The organism is Bradyrhizobium jicamae (assembly GCF_018130695.1).
GTDB classification, from domain to species: Bacteria; Pseudomonadota; Alphaproteobacteria; order Rhizobiales; family Xanthobacteraceae; genus Bradyrhizobium; species Bradyrhizobium jicamae_B.
In genome coordinates this window covers 28,926-47,357 of record NZ_JAFCJX010000017.1, presented here as the reverse complement: position 1 = coordinate 47,357, position 18,432 = coordinate 28,926, and the positions used below count along the sequence as shown (strand labels likewise).

At 58.3% G+C, this 18,432-nt stretch carries 17 protein-coding genes and 3 pseudogenes; 11 read left to right on the top strand and 9 right to left on the bottom strand.

Features of this window, described 5'->3' with window-relative positions:
- Window positions 1–342: 342 nt before the first annotated feature.
- Window positions 343–629 (bottom strand): annotated as a pseudogene (locus JQ604_RS41620) (transposase); the annotation flags it as partial.
- Between the two features lie 305 nt (window positions 630–934).
- Here JQ604_RS41620 and JQ604_RS24165 point away from each other — a divergent pair.
- The 7 genes and pseudogenes from JQ604_RS24165 to JQ604_RS42180 form a co-directional block, all read left to right on the top strand.
- Entirely contained in the window at window positions 935–1,963 is a 1,029-nt protein-coding gene (locus JQ604_RS24165; protein WP_212362835.1) for a CDP-6-deoxy-delta-3,4-glucoseen reductase, read from the top strand.
- A gap of 9 nt (window positions 1,964–1,972) precedes the next feature.
- Complete coding sequence (locus tag JQ604_RS24160) at window positions 1,973–2,512, top strand: VOC family protein (protein WP_212362833.1); 540 nt, start codon at window positions 1,973–1,975, stop codon at window positions 2,510–2,512.
- Window positions 2,513–2,567: 55 nt separating this feature from the next.
- On the top strand, window positions 2,568–3,608 hold the full coding sequence (locus JQ604_RS24155) for an aromatic ring-hydroxylating dioxygenase subunit alpha (RefSeq protein WP_212362831.1): 1,041 nt from the start codon (window positions 2,568–2,570) through the stop codon (window positions 3,606–3,608).
- A 181-nt stretch (window positions 3,609–3,789) separates the two neighbouring features.
- The gene (locus JQ604_RS24150) at window positions 3,790–3,987 is read left to right on the top strand and encodes a hypothetical protein (protein ID WP_212362830.1); all 198 of its coding nucleotides are present in this window, start codon (window positions 3,790–3,792) and stop codon (window positions 3,985–3,987) included.
- Window positions 3,977–4,936 carry a PDR/VanB family oxidoreductase gene (locus tag JQ604_RS24145; RefSeq protein WP_212362828.1) on the top strand — a complete coding sequence of 320 codons (960 nt, stop codon included), beginning with the start codon at window positions 3,977–3,979 and terminating at the stop codon, window positions 4,934–4,936. Before JQ604_RS24150 ends, JQ604_RS24145 begins: the two co-directional genes overlap by 11 nt.
- Before the next feature lie 15 nt (window positions 4,937–4,951).
- Window positions 4,952–5,119 (top strand): hypothetical protein, encoded by a 168-nt coding sequence (locus tag JQ604_RS24140; protein WP_212362826.1) that lies wholly within the window; start codon window positions 4,952–4,954, stop codon window positions 5,117–5,119.
- Window positions 5,120–5,208: 89 nt separating this feature from the next.
- Window positions 5,209–5,388 (top strand): annotated as a pseudogene (locus tag JQ604_RS42180) (MarR family transcriptional regulator); the annotation flags it as partial.
- Between the two features lie 15 nt (window positions 5,389–5,403).
- Here the strand turns inward: JQ604_RS42180 and JQ604_RS41615 are convergent.
- Window positions 5,404–5,706, bottom strand: coding sequence for a hypothetical protein (locus JQ604_RS41615; protein WP_249158603.1), 303 nt, complete (start codon window positions 5,704–5,706; stop codon window positions 5,404–5,406).
- A 348-nt stretch (window positions 5,707–6,054) separates the two neighbouring features.
- Here JQ604_RS41615 and JQ604_RS24130 point away from each other — a divergent pair.
- Window positions 6,055–6,312, top strand: a pseudogene (locus tag JQ604_RS24130) (cyclase family protein); the annotation flags it as partial.
- 159 nt (window positions 6,313–6,471) lie between these two features.
- Here JQ604_RS24130 and JQ604_RS24125 read toward each other — a convergent pair.
- The 6 genes from JQ604_RS24125 to JQ604_RS24100 form a co-directional block, all read right to left on the bottom strand.
- Window positions 6,472–7,320 carry an alpha/beta fold hydrolase gene (locus JQ604_RS24125; protein ID WP_212362822.1) on the bottom strand — a complete coding sequence of 283 codons (849 nt, stop codon included), beginning with the start codon at window positions 7,318–7,320 and terminating at the stop codon, window positions 6,472–6,474.
- A 300-nt stretch (window positions 7,321–7,620) separates the two neighbouring features.
- Window positions 7,621–8,733: a hypothetical protein gene (locus JQ604_RS24120; protein WP_212362820.1), complete on the bottom strand. Its 1,113-nt coding sequence runs from the start codon at window positions 8,731–8,733 to the stop codon at window positions 7,621–7,623.
- A 185-nt stretch (window positions 8,734–8,918) separates the two neighbouring features.
- Entirely contained in the window at window positions 8,919–10,025 is a 1,107-nt protein-coding gene (locus tag JQ604_RS24115) for an iron-containing alcohol dehydrogenase (protein WP_212362818.1), read from the bottom strand.
- A gap of 15 nt (window positions 10,026–10,040) precedes the next feature.
- The gene (locus JQ604_RS24110; protein ID WP_212362816.1) at window positions 10,041–10,256 is read right to left on the bottom strand and encodes a hypothetical protein; all 216 of its coding nucleotides are present in this window, start codon (window positions 10,254–10,256) and stop codon (window positions 10,041–10,043) included.
- A gap of 3 nt (window positions 10,257–10,259) precedes the next feature.
- Window positions 10,260–11,852: a phytoene desaturase family protein gene (locus tag JQ604_RS24105; protein WP_212362814.1), complete on the bottom strand. Its 1,593-nt coding sequence runs from the start codon at window positions 11,850–11,852 to the stop codon at window positions 10,260–10,262.
- Between the two features lie 78 nt (window positions 11,853–11,930).
- Window positions 11,931–13,379: an aldehyde dehydrogenase gene (locus tag JQ604_RS24100; protein WP_212362812.1), complete on the bottom strand. Its 1,449-nt coding sequence runs from the start codon at window positions 13,377–13,379 to the stop codon at window positions 11,931–11,933.
- A 221-nt stretch (window positions 13,380–13,600) separates the two neighbouring features.
- Here JQ604_RS24100 and JQ604_RS24095 point away from each other — a divergent pair, with 221 nt between their 5' ends.
- Window positions 13,601–14,221 (top strand): TetR/AcrR family transcriptional regulator, encoded by a 621-nt coding sequence (locus tag JQ604_RS24095; RefSeq protein ID WP_212362810.1) that lies wholly within the window; start codon window positions 13,601–13,603, stop codon window positions 14,219–14,221.
- A 149-nt stretch (window positions 14,222–14,370) separates the two neighbouring features.
- Here the strand turns inward: JQ604_RS24095 and JQ604_RS24090 are convergent, their stop codons facing one another.
- Window positions 14,371–15,027, bottom strand: coding sequence for a TetR/AcrR family transcriptional regulator (locus tag JQ604_RS24090; protein ID WP_212362808.1), 657 nt, complete (start codon window positions 15,025–15,027; stop codon window positions 14,371–14,373).
- A 465-nt stretch (window positions 15,028–15,492) separates the two neighbouring features.
- Between JQ604_RS24090 and JQ604_RS24085 the strand changes: the two genes are divergently transcribed.
- Together JQ604_RS24085 and JQ604_RS24080 are read left to right on the top strand one after the other, a co-directional pair.
- Window positions 15,493–16,665 (top strand): cytochrome P450, encoded by a 1,173-nt coding sequence (locus JQ604_RS24085; RefSeq protein WP_212362805.1) that lies wholly within the window; start codon window positions 15,493–15,495, stop codon window positions 16,663–16,665.
- A gap of 86 nt (window positions 16,666–16,751) precedes the next feature.
- Window positions 16,752–18,104 (top strand): MFS transporter, encoded by a 1,353-nt coding sequence (locus JQ604_RS24080; protein WP_212362802.1) that lies wholly within the window; start codon window positions 16,752–16,754, stop codon window positions 18,102–18,104.
- The last annotated feature ends 328 nt before the right edge of the window (window positions 18,105–18,432 follow it).

Below are 18,432 nucleotides of genomic sequence, written 5' to 3'. Positions count from 1 at the left end.
GACATTGAGACATGCCGTAACCCTCATGTCGCCTGGTCCGGCTGTCCACGGCGCCCCGGCGTCCAGTTGGACTGCCGCTGTCGTACTGGGCTACATGGGGCGTGACGTTCAGCGCACGCAGCGCGGCGACGTGGTCAGCGGTGTCATAAGCCTTGTCCCGTCGACCGTAATGCAGCGGCCCGCGTTCCTTTACCTTGGTTTTGCGCCCAGCAGCCCTCCAATACAGCCGGCTTTCGGGGGCAGTCACGCTGGCATGAGTGTCGTTCCTGCGCTTCTGTCCCTTGGAAGTTCACGCCACGGTCGTCGTCACCTGAGCCGCCCTTTAGACGGAAGCTTTCGTGTGAGGCCCAGGTTCTTATCCGACAGCAGCGGCTTCACCTTGGGATGGTTCAGAAGCTTCGCAATGAACTTGCTGAACACCTCGCCGTTCTCCAGCCGGGTGCGGTCCTTCGTAAAGGTCGTCAGGTCCCAAACCGGTTCCTGGTGTCAGCCCACAAACCATCGATACAGATTATGATCCAGTTGCTCCATCAATTGCTGTTCCGAGCGAATGCCCGTAGAAAACCTGCAGCAGCAGCGCTCAGCAACTGTTCGGGCGCAATCGAGGGACGACCTTCGTGGGAATAAAGCTGCAATCGTCGATCCAGGCTCGAGCGTCGACAGACGGCCAGGCTCCTTTGCCTGGTTGATGATCCCGGCCGGGCCCCTCCGGATCTTTTCACGGCGCTGAACGACAGGCTTGGCCTATGGCTCAGCATCTCCAGCTCCCAGAAGTTTCTTGTACCAGCGTGTAGAGCATCACTGCCCAATCGAAAACGGTCCGCTTCCTTGGGGACTCCGTAGGCGCGTAGTTTGTGCGCCGTGCTTGACTCCGTCCGTCGTTCAAATAGAATGAGCGCGTTATAAAAATGAGTGCGCTCATTCGGGAGGAATAATGGCATTCAAGGTGGAGCTCCAGCCGAGCAGGCACAGTTTCGAGGTCTCACCGGACAAGACCATCCTGCAGGCGGGACTCGATGCCGGCTTTCACATGCCCCATAGCTGTCGCGTCGGCATGTGCCGCACCTGTCGCGGTACGATCAAGTCGGGCCGGGTCGATTATGGGGATGTTCATCCAGCTTCCCTGTCGGACATCGACAAGGCGAAAGGCTATGTGCTGTGCTGTCAGGCGCGACCGCTTGAGAACACCGTCATCGAGGTGAAGGAGCTGGACGGCATTGACGTGCTGCGGCCGCGCGTCATCCCGTGCCGGGTCGAGAAGGTCGACAAGCCAACGCCTGACGTGGCAGTCATCAGCGTCCGCTTGCCAATGAACGAGAACTTCCGCTTCCTCGCCGGACAGCACATCGACGTGCAGCTAAGGGACGGCAAGCGCCGCAGCTACTCGATCGCGAACTCGCCGAAACCGGAGGGCGTCACCACGCTTGAGCTACATGTGCGTCACACCCCGGGCGGAACCTTCACCGATCAGGTGTTCAGCACTCTCAAGGTCCGCGATCTGCTAAGCTTCGAGGGGCCGCTCGGCACCTTCTACGTGCGCGAGGATTCGGACAAGCCGATCGTGATGGTGGCGAGCGGCACCGGCTTTGCGCCGATCAAGGCCATGTGCGAAGCTGCGATGCAGAAGGGCATGAAACGCCCAATCGCGCTATACTGGGGATGTTGGACGCGGCGCGACCTGTATATGCTCAGCCTGCCCGAGTCCTGGCAGCATCCCAACCTGAAGTTTATCCCGGTTCTGTCGAATCCTACGCCGGAATGCGCATGGACCGGGCGAACGGGTTTTGTGCACCGCGCCGTGATGGAGGATTTCCCGAATCTTTCCGGCGTCCAGGTTTATGCGTGCGGCGCTCCTGCGATGGTTGAGGCTGCCCGCGCCGACTTCAGCGAGAAATGCGGCCTGCCGCCCGAGCAATTCTACGCTGACGCTTTTCTGACGGAAGCCGAGAAGGCAGCAGCATAGGAGACAATCATGTCGCAAACTCGAGAAATGCTTCGGGACGGCATCGCCGATGCCAAGAATGACAAATCGATCGTCAAGCCCTACATGATGTCGCACGGCACTATGGAGTGTTTCAGCCTGAAGGAATCCCGCAAGTTCTACGAGGAGTTTCTGGGGCTTGAATGTGTCAAGCACGCCCCGCCAGCGATGGGAGTACGCTGCGGCCTCAAGTTCCACATCATTGCCGTCGAAGTCGGCAAGGCCGTGCATCCCTGCAACGTGCTCAATCATTGGGGCATCGACGTCACCTCGAAGGAGGCGGTCGATCAGGCGCATGCGGACGCCCTCGTGCACAAGGACAAGTACAAGATCCGCCAGGTGCTGCCGGCGCAGGATCAGCACGGCATCTATTCGTTCTACCTTGAGGACCTCGACCACAACTGGTGGGAGATTCAGTATTACCCAGGGGTCCAGCACGAAGACATGTTTGACTTTGGCGACCGTTTCTCGATGGACGACGACACTCCCGTTCCCGAGCTGGAGGAGATCAAGGCTAGGCTCTCAACCTGATGCGCGGCTTTCGCCTCGTTTCTCGACGTCGACGAAGTAACGTCAGGAGGACCAGATGATTTTTCAGCGAAATGTTTGGTATGTTGCCGCAAAGTCCGAGGACGTCGACCGACAGCTTCGACGTCGGACTATACTGAACGAACCGGTGCTGCTCTATCGTACCGAGCGTGGAGAGGTCGCAGCCATGCAGGATCTTTGTCCTCATCGTTTTGCCCCCCTCAGCCGCGGTACGCTATTCGGCGATATCGTCCAATGCAAATATCACGGCTTACGCTTCGATGCATTGGGTCGCTGTGTACATAATCCCCATGGCGACGTGATTACTCAGCGCATGCACGTCCGTCGTTATCCGACAGCAGAACGACATGGGTTTATCTGGATCTGGATGGGCGATAGTGCGCAGGCCGAGCCGGAGCGAATTCCGGATCTGTCGTATATGGATGCGCCGGGAACTCGTACGGTGCATAGCTACATAAAGGCCAACTATCGGTATGATATTCTCGTCGACAATCTCCTGGATCTATCGCATGCCGAATATCTGCACGTCGGATCATTCTCGGCCGGTCCGGCCGCATGCAGCAAGACTAGCGTAAACGAGGAGAGAAACGATGTCTTCGTCGTGCGCACAATGCAGGATGGTCCCTCATTGCCGCACCTTGCCCACCTTGGCGAGAGAATTGATCAAACGTTAAATATACATTGGCGCCCGGGGCAGGTAATGAATTTTGAAATCAAGAGTACGCCTGTTGGCGACCCATCATCCAATGGTCACAGAGCCAGGTTCTCGCACATTGCCACACCCGAGACAGAAGGAACGACACACTATTTCATGTCTACTACACGCGACTACGCTATCGACGATCCGAAGGTCGACGCCGAGGCCGCATTGCGTCAGGTGACTGTCATTCAAAACGAAGACGGGCCAATGCTCGATGCCATCAACGCTGAAATGCACGGAATGGAGCTTATGGACATGGGGCCGGTCCTCTTGCCTGTTGACGTTGGGGCAATACGGGTGAGGCGTGTGATGAAACGATTAATAGACGAAGAGATTAGCGGGTCCCAGAATTCGGTGTCGGCAACTAGGTCAAGGTGAGCGTGGCTGCACATCATGTAGCGAGGGATGACACGGAAGCGGGGCCAATGCTTGTGACTGAGGCCTAGGACAGGCAGGCGCGCGACCTCGGCCCGAGCAACTCACCGGTAGCGCCGGGGCCCATCGATACCCCTCTGTCCGCCACACATTCAAGCCGGAGCGGCTCGCCGGTCTGAAGGCGATGATCCCGATCCGCGATGCATCCTTCATCGGCCAATTGGTGCTGCAGCTCGCCGCGCTGCGGCCGCTTTCGCGAACGCCGCCACTTGGAACGTCGATGGCGATCTCCATTTGGCGCGAAGGCATGATCGGACGCATGAGCATCGAGTCTTCCAAAGTTCCGAACGAAAACCAGGAGCGACGCGACAATGACCCCTGAGACCATTGATGTCATCGTTGCTCGCCGCACCCAGCCTGCAGACGGGATCATCGTGCTCGATCTGGTCGCCGACGCGGACACGACGCTGCCTCCGTTCGAGGCAGGAGCGCATGTCGACCTGCATCTTGGCCCTGATCTTGTACGGCAATATTCGCTGTGCGGCGATCCGTTCGATCGATCGCACTATCGCTTGGGAATCCTGCTCGCAACGAAATCCCGCGGCGGCTCCGCCACCGTGCATCGCGCTATTCATGCTGGCGATCGCCTGCAGATCGGACTGCCGCGCAACCACTTCCCGCTGGCAACTGACGCGCAGCAAACCGTCTTGATCGGCGGGGGGATCGGCATCACACCGCTACTTGCGATGGCCTATCATTGTATGCGCGGCGGCAAACTCTTTGCACTGCATTATTGCGCGCGGGCACATGCCAAGGCGGCCTTTCTCGACGAGCTCGCGGCAGAGCCGTTGCGCAGCAAGACGCAGCTGCATTTCGACGACGGCGATCCCGCGCAGCGCTTCGACCCGCGACGAGATCTGCCAGAACCGTCGCCCGATACCCACCTTTATGTCTGCGGACCCGCAGCCTTTATGGACTGGGTGGTCAAGGAGGCGCGCAATCGCGGTCATGCCGATCTACATATCCATCGCGAATATTTCGAAGCCGAGGTCGACAAGTCCGGCGATGGGTTCAAGGTGAGGCTTGCGAACTCCGGCCGCATCATCGCGGTCCCGGCGGGCATCAGCATTGTCAAAGCGCTGTCACTAGCAGGAATCCAGGTCGACGTGTCATGCGAGCAAGGCGTCTGTGGCACCTGCATGTGCGGCGTGATCGAGGGCGTGCCGGACCATCGCGACAGCTACTTCACCGAACACGAAAAGGCGGCCAACGACCAGATCTTGCTCTGCTGCTCGCGATCTAGAACGGCCCTTCTCGTGCTTGATCTTTGACCGGAGCCTTCGGTCATGACCATTGATCAAAGCCTATATGACGACGCCATGAGCTGGCTCGGCGCATCGGTCCGCGTCAACCGTTCCACGCGCTCCCACGCCAACTTCATGAGTAACGGCCTGCTTGCGCCAATGTTTAGCGGCGGGCATCAGGATCTGTCCGGAGCCTCGCCAAGGAGATGAAAGTCTGAGCGTCAGAAGCGACCTCATTCAGAGATTGAACGTCGCCCTGCGCGAGCTCAGAGCCGCCGGTCTTTTTACATACTCAGTCTGTGGCGCGACGCCTCGGCCTTAATTCCTCGGATCTCGAATCCCTTCATTTGGTCAGCATGGGCCCAGTGTACACGCCGAGTGACTTGACAGAACAGACGGGGCTAACCAGCGGTGCGATAACCGGCGTAATCGATCGGCTGGTACGGGAGGGATACGTCGTCCGGGAGCGGGACGATGTCGATCGCCGTAAACTCCTACCCGAGACGACCGAGCGCGTGCAAATCGAAGCCGCGCCGCTTGCCCAGGTTATGCGCAAGGCGGTTGATGCTGTTTTGGAAGCGCAACATGCCGGTGCGTTGACGACCACTCTTGTTGTGCTGACCGACTTGCTTGAGCTGCGAGAGCGGCGATTCGGGAGCTGGAGGTAAATTCTCTGGCACTCCGTCCATGATCAATTTGTTGAATGGTCGAGAAGGACGATTGAGCGGCATTCCTAAGAACAGCACACCGAACGATATCACCCGGCTAGGGGCAACAGCCACTAATGAACCGGACATCCTGGTCCCGGCGAAACAGCCTGCGTCCAGCCAGGGGACGCGCGTTCGACCTTGACCGGAAAGCAGCACACCATACAGCCGTGATGCGGTAAACGCTCTAAGATTATGCAGCTTCTCAAGATGGCAATCGACGATGCGCTTTGTCTATATCTCAGCGCCGCTCGGAGCCAGCATCGAGTCAGATTCGCGGGGCCTCGAGCCCCACATCCAGTATTTCGGCCACAAGCACACGCTGCGCGAGGACGAACTCATGGTGCACTTGAGACCCGATCGAGTGCGGGACGGCGAGCTTCGGCATTTGAGAAGGGTACAGATGAGGACGCATAACGACGCTCATTCGATGCGCCTTGGCATGCCACTCGCCCTTGGATCGTGGACGACCGGCCACGAGACGATCAAATCTCGCTCGACTGGTGCTTTCCGCCAGGCGTAAAGTTGGATGTTCGCGGCAAGGCCGGCTATGTCTACTCGGCTTTGGATGTGGAGACGGAGCTTGCCCGGATCGGGCCCGAATTGCAGTCGTTCGATATCGTGCTCATCAACACCGCTGCAGGCACGCACTACCGACACGACGACTATGCCGGCCGCGGCTGCGGTACGGGGTGAGAGGCGACGCGTTATCTGCTTGAACATTTGCGGCGAGGGCAAGCCAGCGCGGCTTGCCGAATTCAGCAATCTTATACAATTTGTGAGGCAGAGTACCGATGGCTCAGGAGGAACCGTCCCTTGATCTTCCGGAACCCTGCGCTTGAGTCCACGAATGAACTAGCGGCGCTCCAATCCTTCGATGAAATCTCCCACGATCTCGAAAAACAATTCGGGCCGTTCGATCTGAATGTAATGCCCGGTGCGTTCCAACACGCGAAAACACGAGGCCGCAATCCCCGCCGACAACTGCTCGGATAGATATGGTGGAGTGATGGCGTCATCAGCGCCAGCAAGAATCAGCGCCGGCACCTTTATTTCGCTCAGCTGCGCCAGACAATCGTGACGCATCACCATATCCATCCGGGCGACCTCGATCTGTGTCGATGACGGCGCTGCTTTAAATGCCTTCTCAAACTCTTCGATCGCGCTCCAATGCTCTCGCAGATAGGTCGGGCTGTGTAACAGAAGCAACATCAGTTCGACTTCGACCTCATGGCCCAGTCTTTCGACGACCAGCGTTCTGAACCTAAACCAACGCTTGATGTATTCGTCGCTCTTTGCCAATGAGGCGACCAAAGTGAGCGACCGTACGACGTCCGGATGATCCAGCGCCATTCTTAAAGCGATCGCGCCCCCCAATGATGATCCGACGAGGTGTGCTGGAGCGGCCCGGGTTTTACGCAAGCATTCCGCCATATCGGAGGCGAGTTGATCGATTTCATGCCCCTCCATCGTCATGGTCGATCTTCCTCGCCCCCTATGATCGGGAACGATAGTTCTGAACTTGTTGCCGAAAAGAGAAATTTGAGGACCCCATGCCGCTCCGACACCACCTAGACCTGTGATGAGCATGACTGGAGTTCCTGTTCCGATCTCGTCGTAATAAAGCTCGATTCCATTCACTTTGCAGATTGGCATTTTCGAAGCTCCAACGCTCATACAAGCTTTGCCGCGCGCCCAGTTCATGGGTTCGGCGCGCCGCTGAACGATAACTCATCCAGGACGCAACAACCGCGCCCAGCCCTAGTTTGCACGACTCATTAGAGTATCATTGGCAAAACGATTTCTCCTTCTCATGGTATCCGGCTCGTCTGGACTATTTAAGCCGAAGCGCCAAATACGCCGCGGCGAGAACATTATGTTCGACGTTGCGTGACATCCCCGCCATCCCACACCAACAACCTAGTGTCTCAAGCAAAAAAAAGGGGCCGCGGGAGCACCTGCGGCACCAAGTCGATCCCTTCGGGAGGTTTGTCGAAGGAATGCTCAGAACTTCATTGAGATGCCGCTATAGACCGACGATTCCGTGCACGTGCCATTGCTTACACCAGGCGAAAAGTTGCAATATCGGCTTAATTTATGATCTGCACCATATTTGTTTTGCCAGTAGCGATAAGCCACCCAAACATCGATAAAGTGTGAGTATTTCGGACCGAACGCAGCTTTTGAAGCGTCAAACGTCAATCGGATTGGTTCCGAATTGAATTCTATCGCAGTCTGAATATTTGAAGGCGCTGCTGCTGGAAGCGGATTGTACGGCAGCGGACTTAGCTCCGGGCCTTTCGGGCCGTACCAAGCAGCACGTCCGCTGACGGAGAAGTATTGCATATTTTCGGGCAAGAACCCCAAGTCCATATAGTAGTTGGTTTCGATTGCCCAAGTTGGCTTGTAGCTTCGATGGCCATCGATCAGGCAATTGACACCCGGTACTGGGCCGGAGAAGCCGCTTCCGCACTGGGCAAAGCCGTGGTGATTGGCGAACTCCCAAGACAGCAGGGGAGCCACATTGAAAAACCCCTTATATGGCAGATCAAATTGAAACTGCAGGCCTGAGACGAGGGCTCTCTTAGCGGGGGCCAGCCGGTTGTCTTTGGTGCCGGCGTCCAAGCCACCCTCAAACGAGATGTTACGGAGAGGCCCGTATGTGAAGGCCTTGGTGCCAAAGAGCTCGTTCCACCCGAGAGTAGATCTGACTATCGCGTAAACGTCGGTTGCTCCCTCGCAAGCGGCTGCTGTCGTCGTACCATTAGCGGGATTGAGTATGACACCAACGTTCGTGCATGGATTTGCTGGTTCGTTATGATCGCTCTTCGTCAATGAGATGTTCACGAAGTTTGTGCCGTAACGCCAAATATCGAAATGTGTGAAAGCGTAGACTTGCTTAGCTATGCTTGTGTTGATGCTTCCGTCCGGACGTACCGAGTAAGTGTTGGGCTCCTTCCCATTTGGCATCCAGGCAAACGTCACGCGGTCGTCGATCAGCAAAAAGAACGGGACATCAGGTGGTGTGGCTGGAGTCTTAACAGGAAGATCCGCAGCGAATGCGCTCTCCCCGAACGAAAAAAGAGAGAGTGCAAAAATTGCGGTGCGATGCCTCATGTTGTTCCCCCTAGTTAGGTTTTTGATCTCCCGCGACCGGCTCCTCTCCGCTCGCCAACTTTTGAAATACACTATACCGACTAGTGTAGTCGCGCAAGTATAATAGTTTTGAAAGTTCACCAATCTTCCTTTTCGGAGCGCCAACTTAGTCGCGCAACTCACGCTCAGCTGAGTCCATGCGCATGTCAACGCAGGATCCCACTAATCATTTGTACGAACTCTTGCGTGTCCGGAATGAACGGACTGGTCTGATTGAAGTGACTTACCGAGGCCCGATGGGCGAGGGCATCCAAATCCGCGACCTCGTATCCAAGCTGGGCAAGCGATGTGGGGAGTTCGAGTTTCGTCATCAGTGCGCGGATTTCAGCGGCCACAGACGAGCGGGGCTCCAGTCCCATGGCGTCACCCACATTCCTCACCCGATCGGGAACATGCTCCTGCATGAGCTCAAGGCTCGCGATCAAACCGAGCGCGCTCAACACACCGTGATGCAGGCCCTGATCGCCGCAACTGATAGCAATCGCGTGCCCTGGTCCAAGCCCTTTTGCAATCGCTGCCCCCCCTTCAAAAGCAGCCATCATGACTTCCGAGCGGGCAACTAAATCGGTTCCGTCCATGGTAGCGCGTGGAAGATATTGCCAGATGCGACGTATGCCATCCAAAGCCATCGCATCAATCGGCGGCGCGATCGTGGTGGAGAGATAGCCCTCTATGCAGTGAGACAACGCATCAAGACCCGTCGCTGCCGTCAGCCATTTAGGAAGGGTAGCCGTGAGCGCCGGGTCACAGATGGCGACCTTTGGAACGACGAGAGGTGATGAGATGCCTGATGAGATCGAACAAGAATCCGGGTGAATTCCTGCGTCCGGCGAGGCCTCGCTGCCGGTCCCTGCAGTCGTCGGGAGAACGATCAGAGGGGACGCGCCGTTGGTAATTCGCTCCGAGTGGCCAACATAGGTTTCCGCGCGACCACTGTGCGCTCCGAGCACGGCTACAAGCTTTGCCGTATCGATGACGGATCCACCACCAACTGCAACGATACCGTCACAGCGGTTCGCCTTGTAATGCTGCGCCGCCCGGTCGACCGCATCGTATGTCGGATTTTCGGGTACTGTGTCGAACAATGATGGGTCGCGGTCGTGAAGAGTCTCCGCGACCTGGTCGAAAACGCCGCATTGCACAATGCCTCGATCCGTCATGAGAAATGGCCGCTCGACTCGTAGCAATGCTAGTTCGCTTGCGAGCTCCCGGCGCGCTCCGATGCCGAAAACGAGCTTGGGAAGAACCATCATGAGAGACACTGTACGTCACCCTCGCGTGCTGCGAGCAAAGAGCATCCTGAGCAGGCGCAGCACGACCGCCGCGCTGGCAAAGCGAAAAGCTCCGCGCAACTCCTCGGGCCGAAGTATCGCCTTCATGGGCATTGCGCCCATGATCCGGCCGCCGACGAGCAGGCCATTGGGGTGCGGCTCGACCTCCGTAATCTCAATTAGTTCGTTTTTCTCCGGCGTGTAGAATTTCATCGGCTACCCCGCGATCAGCTTGTCGAACTTGATTCCGAGATCGCCGCAGATTTTGATCGCCGTTGCGCGCCCAGCTCCGCTCACGCTGGAGACGTTGATGGCGGTGCCCGTCAAGTAAAGGCGCTCCGCGCCTGGTACCGTCAGTTTCGACAGTTCCGGCGTCGGCCTGTGTGCGCCGATTTGATGGAGGTACTCACCCAGTCCGCTTACGTCACCCCGCTGGAACATCGGTGAGTGCCGCGAGATTTCCAGCGGTGTGTCGAAGCGCCGACCGATGATGTTCTCGCCCGTCACGTTCAGGGTATAATGCCGATACCTCTCCAAGAGCCAGTCGCCGATCTCCTGCTGGCGTTCGTCCCAAGCGGCTGCGCCGCCGCCGCGCAGCTCGAACGGGCCGAAACCATAGACCGTGATGGCCGCCTTCCCGGCCGGCACCTGCGTCTCGTCGAACTGGCACTGCATGTGCGACGCTAGGATTGTGTCGTCTGACCCTTCAGCCCACATGTCGCCATACCTGAAATTATCGAAGACGCGGAGAAAGCGCTCGAGTGTTGATGGCGCATAGTTAGCAAGAATGACTCGACCCGCCTCGTCGCCGGCGCGATACTTGGGACGCTCCTTGAGCGCCATGTGCTGCGGCATGATCCCAAACGAGCCAGTTTGCGTGCGCTTGGCTCGCGAGACCATTCCCTGATCTAAGCCGTCGACCATTTCCCCGAGCAGCCAGGGATGGATCTGGCCGACGATGCCGTTTCTGGCGCGAATGGTTCGGCCGTCGGCGAGACGCACGCCGACAGCGCGCCCATTTTCGACGAGAACCTTCGTGACGTCAGACCGATCGCGAAATTCTGCGCCGTGTGCAGTCAGGCACCGGATGAGCGCATCAACAAGTGCGCCACTTCCCCCGACAGGGATGCCGATCGGATAGGTATGGACCATTCCCGGCATTGTGTAGAGGATGAAACCGGTGCCTTTGTCCTCGGGAGCCGTGAGCGTCTCGGCCGCGAATTTCAGTAGGTGGATCATCACCTTCTCGTTCTCGAACCATTCCCGGCAAATCTCGAGCTTGCTCATCTGCAAGGCCCTGAAGATCTCCTGGCCTTCGATGCTCTGGTCCAGAAGTGCAAAGAACTGCCCTTGTGGTGGCGGCGGCACAAAAAGGCTCTGGGTGACAAGCGGGACGATCTTCATGCTCATCGAGGCGAACCGACGGTACGACTCGGCGTCTCGTGGCGAGATGCGGGCGATTGACTCGCAGGTGCGCTCCACATCCTTGTAAGTGACGAGGCAGGTATGGTCGTCGAACATCGTCGAGTAGACAGCGTCCGGGTAAAGGTACTTCAACCCGTACTTGGATCGCAGCTCAAGCTCGTCATTTAAGACGAGCGGATTCGCTTGGATATTGACGTGCAGCGACGAGTGTAGATCGAACTTGAAACCAGGCGCGAAGAGCTCCTTAGTGACGACGCCACCGCCATACCATTCGTTACGTTCGAGTATCAGGACCTTTTGCCCGGCCTTGGCGAGATAGGCAGCCGTCGTCAAGCCGTTATGACCGGAACCGATCACCACAAAGTCATACACGTCCGTTGTCACTCGCTTCTCCTCGCGGAAAGTGTTTCCCAAGGTGCTCATCTGGGCTAATCGAGGCGCCGCCCGGCCCCGATCTGCCCGTCAGATCGGGTAGTGCTGCTTTGGATCCTCAATCGTGATCCACTGCACTTCCGTGAATTCGTTGACGCCTGGTTGACCACCGAACCGGCCGTATCCGCTCGCCTTCATCCCGCCGAGCGGCACCTGCGGCTCATCGTGAACGGTCGGGCCATTGATGTGGCAGCAGCCGAAGTTGAGTCGCTCAGCGATCTCCATCGCAAGCTTGACATCGCGCGTGAAGATGCCGCAGGAGAGGCCATATTCCGTATCGTTTGCGACGTGAATGGCTTGTCCGGTGTCGCGTACGCGAACGATGCAGGCGACCGGCCCAAATGACTCCTCGGAATAGATCTGCATGTCCGGCGTCACGTGGTCCAGCAGGGTGGCATCCATGACGGGACCGTCGATCCGGCCGCCTGCGAGCAGCTTTGCCCCTTTCGAGACCGCATCGTTGACCAGTGCGCCGACACGTCCTGCGGAGTCGGCGCTGATGAGGGAGCCAAGCGGAACGTCGCTCACGTGCGGGTTTCCCGCCACAATCGTTTTGGCTTTTGCCGCAAGCTTCGCCGCGAATTCTTCCGCAATTGCTTCGTCGATCACGATCCGCTCGGTCGACATGCAGACCTGACCTTGATGAATGTACGCGCCGAATGCGGCCGCACGTACCGCGTCATCGATGTCGGCATCCTTGAGGACCAACAGTGGCGCCTTGCCGCCGAGCTCGAGCAGAGCCGGCTTCAGATAGCGCGCGGCGATCTCCGCAACGATTCGGCCCGTCTTCGTTGAACCGGTGAAGTTGACTCGACGGACCTCGGGGGCGGCAATCAAGGCTTCGACGACCCGGCCTGCTTCAGCGGGTGCGTTGGTGATGAAGTTCAACACTCCGGGCGGCAATCCGGCATCGCGCATGATTCCAGCCAACAGGTATTGCGTGCCCGGGCTTATCTCCGACGCCTTGAGGATCACGGCATTACCGCACGCGATCGCCGTCGCAAAGGCCCGGACCGCGAGGATGATCGGAGCATTCCACGGCGCGATCGAAAGAACCACGCCCGCCGGACGTCGGACTGCGAATGAAAAGGAGCCAGGCTTGTCGGTGGGAATGATCTCGCCCTTGATCTGCGTCGTCAGCGACGCCGCCTCGCGCAGCATGCCTGCCGCGAGCCGGACATTGAAGGAGGACCAGGGCTTCGACGCGCCGGTTTCTGCGGTCATGATTCGCTGAAGCTCCGTACCGCGATCGGCCAGGAGTGCGCTCGCCTTGAGCAGGATGTCCCGTCTTCCGCCCGGAGCGAATTTGGCCCAACGGGGAAATGCGGCAGCGGCCGATTGCACCGCGCGATGCACATCTTCCAGGCTTGCGGCGGCCGCACGCGTAACCACCGCGCCGCTGTTCGGGTCTCGCCGTTCGAACACGCTTCCATCCGATGCGGTTTCGTCGCGATTGTCGATGACAAGCGAGCTTTCCATCCGTCTCCCCTGCTTGGATACACCCACTATAGAATTGAGAGTTCTCTCAATTCCGTATCTAGCAAAACTGAGAGAATTGTCAATTCTACGGTGAGTGCTTTGCCGAGACTGAGGGAATGCGGTATTTACATGCCAGAGGGGACATGAGCGCTGTGCGAACCAAACGCTTCCGAGCCAAAGCCAGTGACCTGGACAAGAGCGCGCGTACAAGAGCGTTGTTGATGGACGCTGCCGTGACGGCTTTTGCAAAGCATGGCTTGGAGGCTGCCTCGATCAGCGAGGTCACCTCGATTGCCAACGTCGCGAACGGCACGTTCTATTACCACTTTCGCGACAAAGCCGAACTGGTAGACGCTGTGGCGCATGCGATCGCCGCATCGCTGGTCGGGCAGGTGGATGACGCGATCCGCCAGGTCACGGATGGCTCAGAGCGCGTCGCGCTGGCCACGCAGTACTTCATTCGTCTGGCGGCCGCTGAGCCCGAGTGGGGTTGGCTCGTCGCCGAGGCCATGATGAATACGGGCGAGTTCAGGAACCAGATAGCGCGCGGAATCCGCAAGGACATCGGTATCGGTATGGAACAGGGCTTGTTCGACGTCGAATTAACCGACCTTCTGCTGACGAGCTTGCTCGCGATTGTCGGAACGACTCTGCGCGAGCTTTTGCAACATCCAAAAAGTGGTCGCCTGGAGCAGGCTGCGGCCGAAATGATCCTGCGCCTGCTGGGCGTTCCGCCAAAGGATGCTCGGCTGCTCCCAAAACGGGTGCTGGCCAAATTCGGCGAGATCAACACGACGATCTTCGATCAGAGAAGGCCGAACGATCGCGGCGCGGTCGACTAAGTCTTGAGAAGACGTTTGACGATGCGGCCGGCTAAGAAGATGATCGCGCTCGGTTTCGTGCTGCTGGTTTGATGCAACCGGCTGCGGGTTTCCCGTCTCGTTCTGCCTGGGGAACGACCGTCGGATGGCCGTTGAATTTCGCGCGGCGCTCACGTTCGCAACCGGGAAGGCTTTGAGTTCGGCGATAGTCCTGTGACCAGGATTTCAAGGACCTCCCGGAGAGCACGGAGGCCTTCCGAAACCGGCGCGGGTGGTTCAGCCAACCACTTGCGAATCTCGATCTGGTAGATGCCGAAAATGACGGCGCCAATTCGCTGTGCATCGTGCGCAGTTCCTATTTCCCCTTTCTCCTGTGCAATGCGCGCGATCTCGCTGCATAGCGAAATCATACGCTGGCGGGTCTGCGAGAACCGTTTTCCTTGCGCGCCATCCTCGTAAAACGTCATCTCTCTCAAGACCAGCCGCGCCAGTTCGCGTTCTTTGCCAAGAAAGTCGTAGACGATCCCCAGCGCCGCACTAAGGTTATCGAGAAAGGAGGCCTCACTCCTGATGGCTTCTCTTGCCCGATAGGAGGCGAGTTCAAGTTCGTCATTGACCGTGAGGAACAAGAGGTCGCGCTTGTCGCTCGCATAGAGAAAGAGTGTCGCCTGTGCCACGTCAGCTTTGGTCGCGATCTCTCGCGTGCTGGTCTCGTCATATCCCTTTGTAACAAATAGCGCGCGCGCCGCGCCGGTGATGCGGCGCAGCTTGTCCTCCTTGTTGAGCTCTCGTCGGCCCTTCTGCAGTCTGGCTGGTTTGCGTGACATAAGGAAACATCCATGTGCGAGCGACGAAACCACTTGACAACACGCCTGTCAAAAATAATCATGATCATAAATTGACGGAGCCGCTCCTTCAGGGCGGGCCCTGCGCGAGGGTGGGCTGGACAGCCCCGCCCATTGAAACAGGAGGAAACAGCATGGCGGATAGCGAGCATCTGCCCGACGACGTGCGACTCGTCGGTAGCGTGGGGCCCGAGACTTTGGAAGACCTATCACCCGACTGTCGGACGACGACTCGGTCGTCGACCCCGCTATGTTTCGGACGGTGTATCCGCGCCGTCTGCGGCTCGGCTTCCAATTCTACTGCTTCGCGCGAATCCATTTCGTTCTCCTAGTCTCGATCACGGAACGCGCAGGTCTAGCGAAAGTGCCCCGAGGCTCCTCGTGCACCGCACCACAGCGACAATGTTCGCAATCGGGTGAACCCAACCAGACAATCAGGAGGAATCAATGACTACTGCACCGTCCTCGGCCGTCGACCCCTTCGCCACCGAAACGCTACTAGACCCGTTCCCAACCTATCGACAGCTTCGCGACCAAGGGCCGGCAGTGTGGCTGAAGGCCTGTGGCATGTTCGCGCTACCGCGGTACGCCGAGGTGCGCGGGGCGCTCGAGGATTGGCAGCTGTTTTCGTCGGCCGGCGGCGTGTCGATGAATGACGAAATGAATCAGAAGCTGAAAGGTGGCTTGTTATGCAGCGATCCGCCCAACCATAATGTGCTTCGCAAGGTGATCGAGAGGCCGTTGACCCCGAGGGCGCTTTCGGTCTTGCGCGAGCGGGTGACGACGGAAGCAGAAAACCTGGTCGAACGGCTGGTCGCCAAAGGCACGTTCGACGTCGCAACAGAACTCTCACCGTACCTTCCAGTCTCGATTGTATCGGAGTTGGTGGGGCTTCCAGAGGAGGGGCGGGAGCGGATGCTGGAGTGGGCGCCAGCCAACTTCGATTGCTTCGGCCCCATCAACGAGCGCACCAAGGCCGCCTTTCCGATCGTTGGCGAGATGATTCACTATGCCTTCAACCAATGCGTGCCCGGCAAGCTCAAGCCCGGCGGATGGGCGCAGATGATATGGGATGCGGCCGACCGCGGCGAGATCGATCCGGCGATTTGTCCATTCCTGATGAACGACTACATGGGGCCGTCTCTCGACACTACGATATTCGCGACAACGAGCGCTATCTGGCTGTTTGCGCAAAACCCGGATCAATGGGCGATCGTGCGTGACAATCCGTCGCTGTTGCCGCAGGCCGTGAACGAAGCGATCCGCATCGAGAGCCCAATTCAGGCCTTCTCGCGCTATGTTACCAGGGATCACGAGATTGACGGTGTTACCCTGCCGGCAGGGTCCCGCGCCATTCTGCTGTTCGGTTCGGCCAATCGGGACGAACGCAAATGGGAGGATCCAGAAGGCTTCAGGGTAATGCGTCGCGAAACCAACGAGCATCTCGGATTCGGATTCGGCGAGCATCAATGCGTTGGCAACAATCTGGCGCGTATGGAGATTCGCGCTCTTCTCGTCGCCTTGACCAAGCGCGTCAAAGGTTTCGAACTTCATGAGATGGAGCGCGGCGTCAATAACGTCCTTCGCGGCATCAAGAAATGCGTCGTCTCGGTGCACTGAGAGTCCGGGGCATGATCCCCGCCTCAGGCGTTTTGGACTGCCAGCCGATATTTGTAAGTAGGGCAACGCTCTTGACGGGAGGAGTTGTGAACAAAGACGTGGTAGATGTAGGCGTTCTGATCGACGATTCTCGTTTCAGTCCGCTCCAAATTCGCGTGGTGATCCTGTGCGGGCTAGCATCGGTGCTGGACGGCATCGATACTCAATCCATTGGTATCGCCGCTCCGGAACTCGCTAAAATTCTTACACTGACCCCGGCCGGACTAGCACCGGTCTTTTCAGCGGGTTTGCTGGGGGCGCTGACTGGCGCTTTGGCATTGGGCACGCTGGCTGACCGCATCGGGCGGAAATACGTCCTGATCTTGTCGGCGCTCCTTTTTGGAATGTTCAGTCTTCTCACCGTAATTGCGACTTCGTTCGAGCAGCTCATCGCCCTGCGCTTTCTGGCCGGCCTTGGCCTTGGAGGAGCAGCGCCGTGCTTCACCGCGCTTGCGGCCGAATATACGCCAGCCCGGAGACGGCCCTTCGTCATTGGCCTGATGTGGGCCTCCTTCCCGTTCGGGGGCATGATTGGCGCATTTGCCGGCTCATGGCTGTTGAAGACATACGGCTGGTCTTCGATATTCTATGTCGGCGGAATCCTGCCGATCGTTCTTGCGCTCGTTCTTGCGTTTGCCATTCCCGAATCGCTCCGCTTCCTCGCACTTCGTAGCAAATCGCAAGCAAGCGTTCGGGCGATCGCGAAGCAGGTCACGGGACGAACGGTCGGCGAGCAACAGCAATTCAGCGCCGTGGATCAAACGCACGGACATGCGGGTGTCCGAAGTCTGTTTGCCGACGGGCGTCTTCCAACCACACTTCTGCTCTGGGTCGTCTTTTGCATCGCGTTCACCATCCTGGTTTTCATTCCGCTTTGGGCGCCTACGCTGCTTGTAGGCCCGAATGGACTGCAGCCGTCGCAGGCGTTCGCGGCTGTCGCCTTCAACAATGGGGGCGCAGTGATTGGCATGCTCCTGTACGGGTTCTTGATTGCAAGGTTGGGTCCGTTCAAGTTGCTGACAGGTGCGTTTCTGCTCGCGACCATTTTTACGGCAGCGGTCGGGCAAATGCCGGATTATCCTGGCCTTACCATTGCCGCAGCGTTCTTGAGCGGGTTCTTTCTGGCGTGCGGCGGCGTCGGCGTCATTGGCCTTGCGACGGCATTTTATCCCACTCTTGTTCGGTCGACCGGTCTTGGCTGGGGCCTTGCCGTGGCCCGGGCGGGACAGGTTTGCGGACCGATCGTCACGGGCTGGATGCTGCATAACGGCATGGGCCCAAGCCAAATCTTTTTGGTGCTTGGCCTCCTGCCGGTCGTCGCGGGAATCGCCGTCCTGCTGCTGAGCCGCGACAAAAACAGGCTTGTTATGGGCCCAGTCGTTAACGTAGCCGCCCAGTAGCCAGTGTCTCAGATTTGAGATCGGAAGCCGGAACGCGACAGATCGCGCTCAATGAGCATTTCATGGCTCCGCTGCCTAGCACGTGAGGCTGAGGCAAACGACTTGCTCGCCGACAAATTCAAGTGCATCCCAGCAAGAGGTGGAGGCTTTGCCTGTGGCGAACTACATCAGATCGTCGATGGAAGTCGGCAGAATCAGCTGCACGACGGATCCGGCCGCAGCTGCGGCTAAGGACAAGGCACTCCTATCCGGGCAGAGGCTTCCGTCGCGTCCCATGCCGGCCCTCGTGGATGGGCTCCTTACGTCTAACCCAACGGCAGGGGAGGCC

Coding starts and splice junctions, on each gene's coding strand:
- JQ604_RS24085 (WP_212362805.1), top strand. CDS start 15,493: ATGACTACTGCACCGTCCTCGGCCGTCGACCCCTTCGCCACCGAAACG.
- JQ604_RS24125 (WP_212362822.1), bottom strand. CDS start 7,320: ATGAACTGGGCGCGCGGCAAAGCTTGTATGAGCGTTGGAGCTTCGAAA.
- JQ604_RS41615 (WP_249158603.1), bottom strand. CDS start 5,706: ATGTCCGGTTCATTAGTGGCTGTTGCCCCTAGCCGGGTGATATCGTTC.
- JQ604_RS24155 (WP_212362831.1), top strand. CDS start 2,568: ATGATTTTTCAGCGAAATGTTTGGTATGTTGCCGCAAAGTCCGAGGAC.
- JQ604_RS24095 (WP_212362810.1), top strand. CDS start 13,601: ATGGACGCTGCCGTGACGGCTTTTGCAAAGCATGGCTTGGAGGCTGCC.
- JQ604_RS24090 (WP_212362808.1), bottom strand. CDS start 15,027: ATGTCACGCAAACCAGCCAGACTGCAGAAGGGCCGACGAGAGCTCAAC.
- JQ604_RS24110 (WP_212362816.1), bottom strand. CDS start 10,256: ATGAAATTCTACACGCCGGAGAAAAACGAACTAATTGAGATTACGGAG.
- JQ604_RS24150 (WP_212362830.1), top strand. CDS start 3,790: ATGATCCCGATCCGCGATGCATCCTTCATCGGCCAATTGGTGCTGCAG.
- JQ604_RS24140 (WP_212362826.1), top strand. CDS start 4,952: ATGACCATTGATCAAAGCCTATATGACGACGCCATGAGCTGGCTCGGC.
- JQ604_RS24115 (WP_212362818.1), bottom strand. CDS start 10,025: ATGATGGTTCTTCCCAAGCTCGTTTTCGGCATCGGAGCGCGCCGGGAG.
- JQ604_RS24145 (WP_212362828.1), top strand. CDS start 3,977: ATGACCCCTGAGACCATTGATGTCATCGTTGCTCGCCGCACCCAGCCT.
- JQ604_RS24100 (WP_212362812.1), bottom strand. CDS start 13,379: ATGGAAAGCTCGCTTGTCATCGACAATCGCGACGAAACCGCATCGGAT.
- JQ604_RS24160 (WP_212362833.1), top strand. CDS start 1,973: ATGTCGCAAACTCGAGAAATGCTTCGGGACGGCATCGCCGATGCCAAG.
- JQ604_RS24165 (WP_212362835.1), top strand. CDS start 935: ATGGCATTCAAGGTGGAGCTCCAGCCGAGCAGGCACAGTTTCGAGGTC.
- JQ604_RS24120 (WP_212362820.1), bottom strand. CDS start 8,733: ATGAGGCATCGCACCGCAATTTTTGCACTCTCTCTTTTTTCGTTCGGG.